At 66.5% G+C, this 14,719-nt stretch carries 12 protein-coding genes; 4 read left to right on the top strand and 8 right to left on the bottom strand.

The window, feature by feature from the left end; genetic code table 11:
• Positions 1-136: 136 nt before the first annotated feature.
• The 8 genes from mnhG to ABS88_RS06665 form a co-directional block, all read right to left on the bottom strand.
• A complete protein-coding gene (mnhG, locus tag ABS88_RS06700) occupies positions 137-499 on the bottom strand; it encodes a monovalent cation/H(+) antiporter subunit G (RefSeq protein ID WP_174521637.1) in 363 nt (120 codons plus the stop codon).
• Complete coding sequence (locus tag ABS88_RS06695) at positions 496-777, bottom strand: K+/H+ antiporter subunit F (protein ID WP_067106205.1); 282 nt, start codon at positions 775-777, stop codon at positions 496-498. The genes mnhG and ABS88_RS06695 overlap by 4 nt, the downstream gene beginning before the upstream one ends.
• Positions 774-1,256: a Na+/H+ antiporter subunit E gene (locus ABS88_RS06690; RefSeq protein WP_067106207.1), complete on the bottom strand. Its 483-nt coding sequence runs from the start codon at positions 1,254-1,256 to the stop codon at positions 774-776. The genes ABS88_RS06695 and ABS88_RS06690 overlap by 4 nt, the downstream gene beginning before the upstream one ends.
• Positions 1,253-2,872: a monovalent cation/H+ antiporter subunit D gene (locus tag ABS88_RS06685; RefSeq protein WP_076074707.1), complete on the bottom strand. Its 1,620-nt coding sequence runs from the start codon at positions 2,870-2,872 to the stop codon at positions 1,253-1,255. The genes ABS88_RS06690 and ABS88_RS06685 overlap by 4 nt, the downstream gene beginning before the upstream one ends.
• Complete coding sequence (locus ABS88_RS06680; RefSeq protein WP_067182485.1) at positions 2,869-3,216, bottom strand: Na+/H+ antiporter subunit C; 348 nt, start codon at positions 3,214-3,216, stop codon at positions 2,869-2,871. The genes ABS88_RS06685 and ABS88_RS06680 overlap by 4 nt, the downstream gene beginning before the upstream one ends.
• A complete protein-coding gene (locus ABS88_RS06675) occupies positions 3,216-6,146 on the bottom strand; it encodes a monovalent cation/H+ antiporter subunit A (protein WP_076074709.1) in 2,931 nt (976 codons plus the stop codon). Before ABS88_RS06675 ends, ABS88_RS06680 begins: the two co-directional genes overlap by 1 nt.
• 138 nt (positions 6,147-6,284) lie before the next feature.
• On the bottom strand, positions 6,285-7,160 hold the full coding sequence (locus ABS88_RS06670; protein ID WP_067106216.1) for a universal stress protein: 876 nt from the start codon (positions 7,158-7,160) through the stop codon (positions 6,285-6,287).
• 379 nt (positions 7,161-7,539) lie between these two features.
• On the bottom strand, positions 7,540-8,163 hold the full coding sequence (locus ABS88_RS06665) for a helix-turn-helix domain-containing protein (protein WP_067106306.1): 624 nt from the start codon (positions 8,161-8,163) through the stop codon (positions 7,540-7,542).
• Positions 8,164-8,305: 142 nt separating this feature from the next.
• On the opposite strand from ABS88_RS06665, the gene ABS88_RS06660 reads away from it, so the two are divergent.
• From ABS88_RS06660 to ABS88_RS06645, 4 genes are all read left to right on the top strand, one after another.
• Positions 8,306-10,282, top strand: coding sequence for a serine hydrolase domain-containing protein (locus ABS88_RS06660; RefSeq protein WP_076074712.1), 1,977 nt, complete (start codon positions 8,306-8,308; stop codon positions 10,280-10,282).
• The gene (locus ABS88_RS06655) at positions 10,282-11,289 is read left to right on the top strand and encodes a dipeptide epimerase (RefSeq protein ID WP_286749457.1); all 1,008 of its coding nucleotides are present in this window, start codon (positions 10,282-10,284) and stop codon (positions 11,287-11,289) included. The genes ABS88_RS06660 and ABS88_RS06655 overlap by 1 nt, the downstream gene beginning before the upstream one ends.
• An 82-nt stretch (positions 11,290-11,371) precedes the next feature.
• A complete protein-coding gene (locus ABS88_RS06650; protein ID WP_104959468.1) occupies positions 11,372-12,514 on the top strand; it encodes a dipeptidase in 1,143 nt (380 codons plus the stop codon).
• 4 nt (positions 12,515-12,518) lie between these two features.
• Entirely contained in the window at positions 12,519-14,705 is a 2,187-nt protein-coding gene (locus tag ABS88_RS06645) for a TonB-dependent receptor (RefSeq protein WP_083675052.1), read from the top strand.
• Positions 14,706-14,719: the final 14 nt, after the last annotated feature.

Below are 14,719 nucleotides of genomic sequence, written 5' to 3'. Positions count from 1 at the left end.
CCGGGGACGAAGGAAGGCGATCATTTGCGTTAAATGGCGGCTCTAGGGTAGTAGAAGCGGCGATTCATATTCATCGCTTTCGTCCGCCTTGGGGCACCACAATCTCCATGATCGACGATTTGGTACGGCACGGACGTTATTCGGCGCGCTCCGGCTCGCTGCGGGTCGGAAGCTGCGGGAGCTTTTCGCTGCGATCGCGATAGATCGCCGCGCGGGCGAGCAGGATCAGCGTGACCGGCGTCGTCAGGGTGACGAACAGCGCGATCAATATCTCATGGACGACCGGCCGGCCCTGCGTGATCGAGAAGCACAGCATCGAGCCGAGCAGGATCGCCGCCATGCCCGCGGTCGCGCCCAGCGTCGTGGCGTGGACGCGCGCATAGAAGGTCTTCAGGCGTATCAGGCCGAACGCGCCCACCAGCGTGATGATCGCGCCGCCTAGGACCAGAAGGCCGACGATGATCGCGGCCCAGGTCGGCAGATCGGGTGCCTGCATCATTCGATGACTTCTCCCCGCATCAGGAACTTGCCGAGAGCGACGGTGCCGACGAATCCCAGCAGCGCGATGACCAGCGCCGCCTCGAAATAGAGGGTGCGGCCGGTCTGAATACCATAGGTGAGCAGCAGCAGCATCCCCGTCAGATAGAGCGTGTCGAGCCCGAGGACCCGATCCTGCGCGCGCGGACCGCGCAGCATGCGAAAGGCGGCGCATCCCATCGCGAGGCCCAGCACGATCTGCGCGGCGGTGATCACCAGCGCCAGGAACAGCGCGTTCATTCGAATATCTCCATCAGAAGCCGCTCGTAACGCTGCCGGATCTGCCGAACCCATTCGGCTTCGTCGACCAGATCGAGGATATGGATCAGGATGACGTGCCGGTTCGCGTCGTGCTGTACCCACAGCGACCCCGGCGTCGCTGTGATGATGAGTGCGAGCACGGCCAGTGCATAGGGGCTGCGCAGCTCGGTCGGCAGTTCGATGAAGTCCGAATGACGGTGCGGCGGGTTGAACAGGATGATCTTCCCCACCGCGATGTTGGAACGGACGATGTCCACCAGCACGATTCCGGCGAGCCGGACCATCGCCCATCCGACCCGCACGCGCGGCGGTTCGGGCTTGAGCGACAGCATCGACCGCGACACGATCAGCGCGACCAGAGCGCCGAGCAGGATGTGCCCGGGCGAGAAGCCGGTCAGCAGCGTCCACATTGCGAACAGCGCGAGCGCCAGCAGCGGGTAGGGGACGAGCCGCCTCATGGCTGCGCGCTCCCCGCCGGAGGCGCGCCGGCGACGGCGGAAAGATAGCCGGCCGGATCGTGCAGCGCGGCCGATGTCGCCTCGAGATAGGCCATGACCGGCCCGGCCCACAGCATCAGCGCCAGACAGACGGCGAGCAGCAGCGCGATGGGCGCGACCTCGACCAGGCTGAGGCGCGACGGGGCGTCCTCGCCCGGCGTCCACAGCAGGTCGATGCCGGCGCGGGTCATCACGATCATCGTCGCGAGGCCGGACACGATGAGCAGTCCGATCAGCGTCCAGTTCATCGGTCCGACCGCACCCGCGCGCAGCAGCGCATCGATGATGGCGAATTTGGCAATGAAGCCCGACAGCGGCGGCAATCCGGCGAGCAGCAGCGCGCAGAAGATGAAGCCGCCGCCGAGGATGGCGATCGTTCCGGGGATGACGACGCCCGTCTCGTCCTCCTCTTCCTCGATCGCGCCGACATATTCGTCGTCGAACACGGGCTCGGCGATGCCTTCGATCATGTCGTCCTCGTCGGCGTTGCGTTCGACGGGTTCGATGATGAGGTAGAGCGCGCTGATCGCGAGCGTCGAGCTGACGAGATAGAAGAGCAGCGCGGCGATGAGCGGCTGGCCGCCGATGCCGAGCCCGGCGAGCAGCGTGCCCGACGAAACCAGCACATAGTGCCCGACGACCCGCGTGAGCTGGCGGGCGGACAGGATGCCGATGACGCCAAAGGTCATGGTGGCGAGACCGCCATAGAGCAGTCCGTCGTTGGCGAAGCCGGCGACGTCGCCCGATGCTTCGCCGAACAGCAGGAAGGAGAGGCGGAGGATGACGTAGACGCCGACCTTGGTCATGATCGCGAACAGCGCGGCGACCGGCGGCGCTGCGGCGGCATAGGTGCGCGGGAGCCAGAAGCTCAGCGGCCAGACGCCCGCCTTGATCAGAAAGGCGACCCCCAGGATCGCCGCGCCGGCCTCCAGCAGCGCGATGTCGCCGGGATCGGTGCGGGCGACGCGGGTGGCGAGGTCGGCCATGTTGAGCGTACCTGTGACCGAATAGATCAGCGCCACACCGATCAGGAAGAGCAGCGAGGCCGCGATGTTGATGGTGATGTAATGCAGGCTAGCGCTGGTTCGCTCGGTCCCCGCGCCGTGCAGAATCAGGCCATAGGAGGCGGCGAGCAGCACTTCGAAGAAGACGAAGAGGTTGAAGATGTCGCCGGTCAGGAACGCGCCGTTCACACCCATCAGCAACAGCAGGAACAGCGCGTGGAAGCGCGGTCCCGACCGGTCCCAGCGCGCCAGCGCATAGAATAGCGAGGTGAAGCCGAGCACGTTGGCGAGCAGGAGCATCGTCGCCGACAGGCGGTCGACCACCAGCACGATTCCGAAGGGCGCCGCCCAGTTGCCGAGCAGATAGACATGGGGGCTGTCGGTGCCCGCATTGCCCGCGTCGCTGGTGAACCACAGCAGCGACGCGGCATTGGCGATCAGCAGCGCGGATGCGATCAGGCTCAGCCACCGTTTCAGGACGCGCCGCCGCTCGTCGAAGGCGAGCATCAGCGCGCTGGCCAGCAGCGGTAGCAGGATCGGCGTGATGATCAGGTGATGGAGCCAGCCGGTCATGCTTCGCCGTCCTCGCCATCGACATGGTCGGTGCCGGTCAGGCCGCGCGAGGCGAGCAGCACCACCAGCAGCAGCGCGGTCGTCGCGAACGAGATGACGATCGCCGTCAGCACCAGCGCCTGCGGCAGCGGATCGGCGTAGAGCGCGGGATCGGCGGACGCCGGATCCTTGCCGATGATCGGCGGCGCGTCGCTGCGCAGCCGACCGGCCGCCACGATGAACAGGTTGACCGCATAGGAAAGGAGCGACAGGCCGAGGATCACCTGAAAGGTGCGCGGCCGGAACAGCAGCCACAGGCCCGACGCCGTCAGCACCCCGATGGCGAGCGAAAGGAGGATTTCCATCAGGCGCTCCCCCCGGTGCCCGGCTCGGCCGCCGCGGGCTGAACCGGCTTGCGCGCGCGCGGCGAACGGATCGACTGGTGCGCGATGGCGATCAGCATCAGCAGCGTGGTGCCGACGACCACCGCGAACACGCCGATATCGAACAGCAACGCGCTCGCCAGCGGAATATCGCCGATCAGCGGCAGCGTCAGATAGCGCGAATGGCTGGTCAGGAAGGGGTAGCCGAACAACCAGGCGGCAAGGCCGGTCGCAACCGCGCAGACCAGTCCGGCGCTGATCCAGCGCACCGGCTGGACGCTCAGGCTCGCTTCGACCAGTCGCGTGCCGTTCGCCATGTAGAGGAGGAGGAAGGCGATCGACGTGGCGATGCCCGCGGCGAAGCCGCCGCCGGGCAGGTCGTGGCCGCGCATCAGCAGATAGAGGGCAAAGGTCAGGACGACCGGGAACAGCCATTGCATGATGATGCGCGGGACGAAGAGATAATGGACGAGCGTATCGCCCATCGCATGATCCTTGCTCGCTTCGTCGAACGCATTCTGCCGCCGCTGCTGGTCGGGTATCTCGATGCTTTCCGGCGCGGGACGGAACCGGCGCAGCAGGGTGAAGACGGTCAGCGCGACGATCGACAGGACGGTGATCTCTCCCAGCGTGTCGAACCCGCGGAAATCGACGAGGATGACGTTGACAACATTGGTTCCGCCGCCACCCGAATAGGCGTTCTCAACGAAATAGCGCGAGATGCTGTCCGGCATCGGGCGGGTCATCATCGCATAGGCAAGCGCGGCCGCGCCCGTCCCGCCGGCGATCGCGAGCAGCAGGTCGCCGCCGCGCCGGATCAGGACCATCGGCGGCTTGCGTTCTTCGGGCCATATGGCGGGGCGGCGCTGCGGCAGCCAGCGCAAGCTGAGCAGAAGCAGGACGAGGGTGACGATCTCGACGAGCAGTTGCGTCAGCCCGAGGTCGGGCGCCGACAGCCAGATGAAACTGATGCAGACGGCAAGCCCGGCGGCCCCAACCAGGACGAGCGCGACCAGCCGATGGAATTTCGCCTGCCACGCCGCCGCGATGGCGCAGGCGCCGCCGCACAGCCACAGCAGCCCGAAGACCGGATCGATCAGCGTATCCTGCAGCGGCCCCCGGCTATAGCCGAGCCGCAGGAAGGGAAGGGTGCCGAGCAGCAGCGCGGTGACGACGATCAACCGCAGCTGTACCTGCAGGCGCCGGGTGCCGAGCCGCTCGTGCAGGCCGCGCGCCGCATTGACGATCGCCGCGAGCACCGCCTCGAAGGTCCGGCGTCCCTTCAGCCGGCCGATCAGCGGCGATCGCTCGACGGCGTTCAGCCGCTCGCGGAACAGTATATAGAGCGCCGTACCGGCGATCAGCGCGATGAAGCTCATCGCCAGCGGCAGGGTGAACCCGTGCCATATCGCCAGGCTGTAGGTCGGCGTCTGGTCCCCCAGCACCGACTGGACGGCGCTGGCGAGAAACGGCCCGATGGTGAGCGCCGGGACGATCCCGACGAGCAGGCAAGCGAGCACCAGTATCTCGATCGGCAGGCGTATCCAGTGCGGCGCTTCGGCCGGTTGGTGCGGCAGGTCGACCGGCGGCGGTCCGAAGAAGGTCTGGTGGATGAAGCGCACCGAATAGAAGACGCTGAACGCGCTGGCCAGCGTCGCGAGATAGGGCAGCGCCACGTCGATGATCGTGCCGCTGTGCGCTTCGAGCGCTTCGGCGAGGAACATCTCCTTCGACAGGAAGCCGTTGAGCAGCGGTACGCCCGCCATCGCCGCCGCCGCGACCATCGCGAGCGTGGCGGTGATCGGCATGAAGCGGACGAGGCCGCTCAGCCGGCGCAGGTCGCGCGTTCCCGTTTCATGGTCGATGATCCCGGTGGCCATGAACAACGACGCCTTGAAGGTGGCGTGATTGACGGTGTGGAAGATCGCCGCCACCGCCGCGAGCGGACTGCCCAGACCCAGCAGCAGCGTGATGAGGCCGAGGTGGCTGATCGTCGAATAGGCGAGCAGGCCCTTCAGGTCCTGCTGGAAGATTGCCGCCCAGGCGCCGACCAGCAGCGTCGCGAGGCCGGTCGTGGTGACGATCAGATACCAGCTGTCGGTGCCCGAGAGGACCGGCCAGAGCAGGGTGAGCAGAAAGATGCCCGCCTTCACCATCGTCGCCGAATGCAGATAGGCGGATACGGGCGTCGGGGCGGCCATGGCATGCGGCAGCCAGAAGTGGAAAGGGACCTGTGCGCTCTTGGTGAACGCGCCGATCAGGATCAGGATCAGGGCGGGCAGATAAGCCTTGTCGGCATGGATGGCGTCGCGCGCGGCGAGCACCGCGTCGACGTCGTAGCTTCCCGCCATCCGCCCGAGCAGCAGCAGCCCGACGAGCAGGCACACGCCGCCCGCGCCGGTGACGATCAGCGCCATGCGCGCGCCGTCGCGCGCGCTTTGATTATGGTGCCAATATCCGATCAGCAGGAAGGAAAAGAGGCTGGTCAATTCCCAGAAGAAGGCGATCTGGATCAGGTTGCCCGACAGGACGATGCCGAGCATCGACCCCATGAACGCCTGGAGGAAGGCGAAGAAGCGCGGTACCGGATCGTCCGGCGACATGTAGTAGCGCGCATAGAGGATGACGAGCGCCCCGATGCCGAGGACGAGCGTCGCGAACAGCCAGGTGAAGCCGTCGAGCCGAAGTGTCAGGTTGAGCCCGAGCGTCGGCAGCCACGCCAGTTCGTGGCGCACGACCTCGCCGCGCTCAACGAGCGGATAATAGGCCGCGATGATCATGGCGCCGGCAAGCGCGATCACCCCCGCCAGCGTCGAGGCGAGGTTCCGGCCGCGGGCCGGCAGGAATGCCGCGATCGCGCTGCCCAGAAATGGAAGCGCGACGACGGCCAGGAGGAAGCGGGGGTCGTGCATAAGGTAGGGGGAAGATCTCCATCGCCTGGTGCGCTGCCCGAGGGCGTCCCCCCTTATGGTAGACGTTGGCGCGGCGGAGCAAGGCGTGAGTTGAGTTTTTTGCTGGGCAGGCGATCCGGCGCGGCGGCGCCGACGCGTCTATCCGGCCCCCGCCGCGCCCGGAACGATCAGGAGATCGCCTTCGAGCGTATCGAGCAGCCGCTTGTCCATGCTGCCGATGAACGCGTCGAACAGGATGCCGTGCCCCTGGCTTCCGACGACGGTCAGGTCGCCGTGATGGTCCTCGACATGGTCGCTGATCAGCATTTCGGGCGTGCCGCGTTCGACAACGACGTCCAGCCGTTCGAGCAGCGCGGCGTCGATGCGGCTCTCGGCTCGCAGCATCGCCCTGGCTTCGTCGGCCTTGGCTCGCGATTCCGACGTGAAGTCGCGGTCGGTGAGATAGCCGGTGTAGGGCACGTCATATCCATGAAAAAGGGTCAGCGCTGCTGCGGGAAAAAAGGCCGAGGCGACGAGCGTCGCCTGGAGCGCGGCTTCGGAAAAATCGGTGGCGATCACGATCCGGCGATAGGGTCCGGCCGGGCGGTCGCGCACGACCAGTACCGGCACCGCGGCCCGGCGCACGAGGCGGCTGACGGTGTTGCCCAGGATCATCCGCCCCAGCGTCTCGTCGCGCGCGATGCCGGTGACGATCAGGTCGCAATGCTCATGTTCGGCGATCTCGACCAGCTTCGTGGCGGGATCGCCGGTTTCGACCACCACGCCGATATCGTCCGCGACGCTGGCGACATCGCGCGCCAGGCGCCAGTGCATCCGCTCGGCGGGCGTCGCCTGCCGGCGCCAGGAGGAGGGGCGGGGGTCGAGAAGGTCCGCGGGTTCGGGTTCGATCACCGTCGCGGCGGTAAGCTCCGCGCCCCATTCGCCCGCCAACTGCACGGCGCGGTCCAGCGCGCGGTCGCAGCGACAGCTGAGGTCGGTGGCAAGGAGAATGTGGCGGGGCGTGGTGTCGGTCATGGTCATTCCCGGATTTGCAGTCGCGTCATTGCAACAGGAGACGGCCGTGGCGGCGCTGGGATCGCCCGGCGCCGAAAGGGACGGCATGGACGAACCATGTCTCCTTCATACGATAACGACCGGGATTTCAACCGAGAATCCGACACGCCTGTCGGCGGCTCATCGAGAGTCGCAGGGATTCAGCCTCGCTGCACGTTCGCTGATCTTCCGTCCCCCTGAACTTGTTTGGCGTATATGCTCTTCAGATACGTAAGAGCTTGTTCCCCGGCGAAAGCCGGGGTCAGATGGCATGGCGCTGTCCCGCGTGGACCCCGGCTTTCGCCGGGGAACGATGCCCCGTCGAAGAGGGAGAACCTCACCGGATTTGGAACGATCCGCCCTAGCCGTGCAGGCTCATCAGCGAGTCCATCAGCCCGTCGTCGGCGCTCGAGCAGACGCCGAGGACGAGCGCCTCCTCGCAACCTTCGCCGACGACATAGGCATGCCCCATCGTCGAATCGATATAAATGCCCTGACCCTGCTCGAGCGTGACCGGATCGTAGAATTCGCTGTGCACCTCGATCCGCCCCTCGATGACGAAGATGAATTCCTCCCCCTGATGGCGGACGAGTTCGCCGAACTCGCTGGCGCTGCGCGCGCGGATGCGGGTGATGATGGGGAGCATCCGCTTTTGCCGCAGATCGGTGCAAAGATAGTGATAATCGTAATTGTCGGTCGTGACGCGCACCGCCTTTTCCTTCGTGCCGATGCTGCGGCGGCCCGTGACGCGCGGCGCGCTCTCTTCCTCGCCCTCGGCGAAAAGATCCGACATGCGGATGTTGAGTCGCTGGCTGAGCTGCTGGAGCTTGTCGTAGCTCAGGGTCAGCCGGTCGTGCTCGACCTTCGACAGCGTCGACACGGGGATACCTGATTTCGCGCTCATTTCCTTGAGCGTCCAGCCGTTTCGCGAGCGAATTCCGCGCATCACCGCGCCGAGCGTCGGCGGGTTCGAACGGTCCGCCATCAGTTTTTCCATTCCATGTTTGACAATTTTCCAATCAGGATCATTATGTCCCCAATGGGCCAATAGGTGTTGGCTCCTTGGTAAGGGGTCGCGCGGCTCGCTGCAAGGTTTCAGAGGGCGCGCCAGAAAAAGGGGGAAAGCGATGCGTTTCATCCGAAAGGCCATGATCGGGCTCGCCGCGCTCGCCGCAGTGCCGCTCGCCGCACAGGGGCCGGTCCCGGCGCCGACCGTCAAGAAGGTCGAGGCGGCGCCGCTGCCGGCGGCGAAACCCGCTCAGGCGGCTACGCTCAGTTCGGCCGATCTCGAAGCCTTCCTCGACGGCTTCCTGCCCTACGCGCTCGAACGCGCGCGCATTCCAGGCGCGGTCGTCGTGGTCGTGCGCGGCGATCAGGTCGTGCTCGAAAAGGGCTATGGTTATGCCGACGTCGCCAAGCGCAAGCCCGTCCTGCCGGAGACCACGCTTTTCCGACCGGGATCGGTGTCGAAGCTCTTCACCTGGACCGCGGTGATGCAGCAGGTCGAGGCGGGCAAGCTCGACCTCGACAAGGATGTGAATGCCTATCTCGACTTCAAGATTCCGCCCTTCGAGGGCAAGCCGATCACGCTGCGCAACATCATGACGCATACGGCGGGCTTCGAGGAATCGGTCCGCCATCTGATCAGCAACGATCCGAAGGCGGTGATGACGCTCAAGCGGCAGATGCCGCTCGCGCTGCCGCAACGCGTCTTCGCGCCCGGCACGACGCCCGCCTATTCGAACTATGCCACCGCGCTCGCGGGCTATATCGTCGAGCGCGTCAGCGGCGAGCCGTTCGACGATTATATCGACAACCATATCTTCAGGCCGCTCGGCATGACGCATGCGACGTTCCGCCAGCCGCTTCCGAAGGCGCTCGCGCCCGACATGGCGGGCGGCTATCCCGACGTCACGCAAAAGGCGCGGCCGTTCGAGATGGTCATTCCGGCGCCGGCGGGCAGCCTGTCGGCGAGCGGCGCCGACATGGGCAAGTTCATGATCGCGCACCTCAATGACGGCGCGGGTCTGCTGAAGCCCGAAACCGCGAAGATGATGCACGATTTCAAGGCGCCCGGTGTCGGCCCGCTCAACAGCATGGCGCTCGGCTTCTACGAACAATGGGTCAACGGTCACCGTGCGATCGCGCATGGCGGCGATACCGTCTGGTTCCATTCCTATCTGTGGCTGTTCCCCGATGCCGACATCGGCGTCTTCATTTCGATGAACAGCCCGGGCAAGGAAGGCGCGGCGGGCGCGATCCGCAGCGCGCTGTTCCATAAATTCGCCGATCGCTACCTGCCGGGCGCGGAGAAGCCGGGGCAGGTCGACGCGAAGACCGCGCGGCAGCATGCCGAGATGATGGTCGGCCATTACGTCAGCAGCCGCGGTTCCTTCACCAATTTCATGAGCCTGTTCGGCCTGCTCGGCCAGCCCGCCGTGTCGCTGACCGAAGACGGCAAGATCACGGTACCGGGGCTCGAAGGCCTGAGCGCCGGGGCGCGCGACTGGGTCGAGGTCGAGCCTTTCGTGTGGCGCGACACGAACACGGGCGAACGTCTCGCCGCAGAGGTGAAGGACGGCCGCGTCGTGCGCTGGAGCCTTGATGCCGGATCGCCCTTCATGGTGTTCGAGCCCGCACCCGCCGGCGTCAACGCGGCATGGCTCAACCCGGCGCTCATCTTCGCGCTCGGCATCACGCTGCTTGCGGCGCTCGCCTGGCCGGTGCGCGCGTTGGTCCGGCGCAGCTTCGCTGCGAATTTCGTGCTCGAAGGCAAAGCGCTGCGCGCCTATCGCCTGTCGCGCGTCTTCGCGTGGCTGGTGCTGGCCGCGGTCATCGGCTGGGCGGGGCTCGTTGCCGTCTTCTCGGCCGATATCGGCAGCATCGGCGGCCCGCTCGACTGGTTGATCCACCTGCTGCGCATCCTGACGCCGGTCGCCGCCTTCGGCCTGCTGGCGGCGGCGGCGTGGCACCTGTGGCTCAGCATCCAGGGCAAGCGCCGCTGGACGATGAAGCTCGGCGCGGTGCTGCTGGTCCTCGCGGGGCTGGTCCTCGCCTGGGTGACGCTCGCCTTCCATCTCTATGGCTTCGGGATGGTCTATTGATGGCGACGCAGCCTGCACCCACCCTGGCGCTCGACCTGCGGGTCGAGCGCTTTCCCGATCACCAGCCGTTCCGCATTTCGGGCCATGTCTTCACCGAGACCGCGCTGCTCGTCGCCGAACTGTCGGACGGGACGCATGTCGGGCGCGGCGAGGGTGCCGGCGTCTATTATCTGGGCGACGACATCGATCATATGCTTGGCGAGGCGATGCGCGCGCGCGAGGCGATCGAGGGTGGCGCGACGCGCGGCGACCTGCAGCATCTCCTGCCGCCGGGCGGCGCGCGCAACGCGCTCGACTGCGCCTTCTGGGACCTGGAGACGAAGCAGCAGAGCCGGCCGGTCTGGGACCTCGCCGGCCTCGACCCGCCGAAGGCGCTGCGCTCGACCCTGACGCTCGGCGCCGACGATCCGGAGGTCATGGCAAAGGCGGCGCTGGCAATCGACGCGCAGGCGCCGGTGAAGGTCAAGCTGACCGGCGATCTGGCCGACGATATCGCGCGCGTCTCCGCGATCCGCGCCGCGCGTCCCGACGCCTGGATCGGTGTCGATGCGAACCAGGGCTATGACATCCGGACGCTCGCCGACCTGTTGCCGGTGCTTGTCGAGATGCGCGTCGCGCAGCTCGAACAGCCGCTGCCGCGCGGACGCGAGGCCGATCTCGACGGTGTCAAGCGGCCGCTCCCCTTCGTCGCCGACGAAAGCGCGCTGTCGCTCGCCGACACCGCGTCGCTCGTCGGGCGTTTCGACGTCGTGAACATCAAGCTCGACAAGTGCGGCGGGCTGACCGAAGGGCTCGCGATCGCGCGGCAGGCGCGGACGCTCGGCCTCGACGTGATGGTCGGCAACATGATGGGGACCAGCCTGTCGATGGCGCCCTCCTACCTCGTCGGGCAGCTTTGCGACATCGTCGACCTCGACGGGCCGACCTTCCTCGCGCGCGACCGCGATCCCGGCGTCGAATATCGCGGCGGCAGGATCCATTGTCCCGCCGGCATTTGGGGTGACTGACAAATTTATGTCCTAAACGGGTTGACAATTTTCTGATTAGGACAATAGTCTAGAAATCGAAATTTCCTGGGTGGAGGATGGAATGACGCGATCATTCCGGGTAACGCGCCGCGCGGCCATCGCGGGCGCGGTCGGTGCCGCTTTGTCCGCGCCGATGATCAACAGGGGCATCTATGCCTTCGCGGCCGATCCGGCGCACGCCTATTCGCGCCGTGCGGTCGACCTCGTCGCATCGTCGCTGGTCATCGACATGCTGGCACCGCTCAAGATCACGACGTCGCCCGCCTATGTCGCGCATCGCCTGACCGACGCCGAAGCCGCCGAATTCCGCGCCAGCGGCATCACCGGCTTTCACAACGCCTATGGCCTTGGCGGCCCCGGCGCGAAGGCGCAGGCGCTCGAATATATGGCCGGCTGGCAGGGTTTCGTCGGGCGCAACAGTCACGTCTTCACGCTCGTCGACACCGCCGACGATCTCGACCGGGCGAAGAGGGACGGCAAATGCGCCGTCATCATGGGCATCCAGAACGCCGACCAGTTCGAGGCGGTCGAGGATGTCGCGACCTTCCGCCGCCTCGGCCTGCGCTGCGCGCAGCTCACCTACAACAGCCAGAACATGATCGGGTCGGGCAGCACCGATCGCGTCGACGGCGGCGTCAGCGACTATGGCGCGGCGATCATCGCGGCGATGGAGGCGGAGCGCATGCTCGTCGACGTGTCGCATTGCGGCGACCGGACGACCCTCGACGCGATTGCGATCGCGCGGGGGCCGATCGCGATCACCCACAGCAATGCCCGCGCGATCGCCGGCCATCCGCGTGCCAAGGCCGACGAGGCGATCCGCGCGCTCGCGGCGAAGGGCGGGGTGATGGGAATCACCGGGGTGCGGATGTTCGTGCGCGCGACCGACCCGACCGACGTCGGGCATATGGCGGACCATGTCGACCATGTCGCGAAGCTGGTCGGGGTCGAGCATGTCGGCATCGGCTCGGACGCTGACCTCAACGGCTATGACGACATGAAGCCCGACGAATATGCGCTGCTGAAAGCGGGCTACAAGGGCAGCTACGCCTTTCGCGACAAGATCGACATCGATGGATTCGACCATCCGCGCAAGGTCTTCGACCTGACCGAGGAACTGATCCGCCGGGGCTATTCCAACGACAACATCGGGGCCGTGCTCGGGGGCAACTTCCGCCGCCTGCTCGCCCAAGTCTGGGGGTAAGACGATGAAAAAGAGGTATTTTGTTGCGGTCAGCCTGATCGCTCTGACGACCGCGGTCCCCGCGCAGGCGCAGGAGGCAGCGGCGACCGGAAGTAGCGGCGAGATCGTCGTCACCGCACAGAAGCGCGTGCAGAACGTGCAGGACGTGCCGATCGCGATCAGCGTCGTCGCGGGCGAGGAACTGCAGGAGCAGGGCTCGGCCTCGCTCGTCGACTATGCGGGCTATGTTCCCGGGATGAACGTCAGCAACAGCGGCACGCCCGGCCAGACGACGATCACCCTGCGCGGCGTCGCGCCGCTCAACGCGGGCCAGACCGTCGGCATCTATCTCGACGACGCGCCGGTCGGATCGAGCGCGCTCTACAACCGCGCCGGGCAGTTCACGATCGACCTGATGCCCTATGACCTCGAACGCATCGAGGTGCTCAAGGGGCCGCAGGGGACGCTCTACGGCGCGAGCTCGATCGGCGGGCTGGTCAAATATGTCACCGTCCAGCCGGACGCGCGGGCGTTCCGCGTGCGCGCCGGGATCGAAGGCTTTGGCATCAAGGGCGGCGACGGTCTCGGCTGGGGCGGGCAGGCGTTCGTCAACGTCCCGGTCGTCGAGGACCAGCTGGCGGTCACCGGCAGCTTCGCCTGGCGCAGCACCCCGGGATGGGTCGGCAGCGTCAACAATGCCGCGCTGAAGGACCAGAATGATTATGAGCAGCGCGGCGGCCGCGTCGCGCTGTTGTGGCAGCCGACGGCCGAACTCAGCGTGAAGCTGGCGGGCATCTGGCAATCGCTCGATTCCGACGGCAACGGGATTTATGCCGCCGACCTCACCGGCGTGCGGCTCGGCGACGGGCGCTCGTACAACAATTACGTCCCCGAATCCTACGACATCGACCTCGATTATTATTCGGCGACGATCGATTATGATTTCGGCGCCGCGACGCTGACCTCGGCGACGACCTACAGCAAGACGCAGAGCCGCCAGCTTCAGGACGCGAGCTATGCCTTCGGCGTGCTCTTCCCGTTCATCACCGATCCGCCGATCGACGCCGGCATCACGCCCTTCCATCTCGACCTCGGGCTCCGCAAATGGACCCAGGAACTGCGGCTCGCCTCGCCGAGCGGTGGCCGCTTCGAATGGATGATCGGCGGCTTCTACACCGACGAGAAAACCAGCAATGCGCAGCTCGTGCATTCCTATGACATGGACGGCAATCTGATCGCTTCGCTCGATCCGCTCGCGACCGTGGGCCTGCCCGCGACCTACAAGGAATATGCGGTCTTCGGGAACGGCACCTTCAAGTTCAGCGACCGGTTCGAAATCACCGCCGGGTTGCGCTGGGCGCGCAACGAGCAGACCTTCCGCCAGATCAGTTCGGGCGCGATTGTCCCGTCCGCCGACGATCCGGGCACCTCGGCCGAGAGCGTGTGGACCTTCTCGGTCAGCCCGCAGTTCCACATCACCCCGGATGCGATGCTCTATGCGCGCGTCGCGACCGGCTATCGCCCCGGCGGCCCGAACGTCATCGTCCCCAACGTCCCGCCGAGCGTCGATGCCGACCGCATGACCAATTACGAGGTCGGGCTGAAGGCCGACCTAGCCGACCGGGCGGTGACGATCGACGTCGCGGGGTTCTGGATGGACTGGACCGACATCCAGGTCACGCGCGCCTTCGGCGGCGTGTCGGGCGGCGCGAACGGCGGCAAGGCGACCAGCAAGGGTTTCGAAGGCAATATCGCGTTCCGTCCCGTGCCGGGGCTGACGATCACCGCGACGGGCAGCTACACCGACGCCGGGCTCAGCGAGGATGTGCCCGAGATCAGCGGCGTCGACGGCGACCGCCTGCCCGCGGTACCCAGGTTCAGCGGCGCGCTGCGCGCCGACTATGAATTCGGGCTCGGCGGCGGCACGCGGGGCAGCTTCGGCGCGGGCATCCGCCATGCGAGCAGCCGGCTCTCGCTGGTCGAGAGCGACCCGCTCGTCGCGCGTGCCAGACCCTATACGTCGGTCGATCTCAACGCGTCGCTGGTGTTCGACGACCACTGGACGCTGCGGGCCTATGCGCGCAATCTGCTCGACAACAAGGGCGAGATGGCGCGCACGACGATGGCCGACGGACTCAACCGGCCGAGTTTCCTCGCCATCTCGCCGTTGCAGCCCCGGACGATCGGCGTCGCGCTCGACATGGCCTTTTGACGCGAACGGAGTGA

The sequence above is a fragment of the Sphingopyxis sp. SCN 67-31 genome (assembly GCF_001725095.1).
This window is presented reverse-complemented; position numbering and strand designations above follow the sequence as displayed.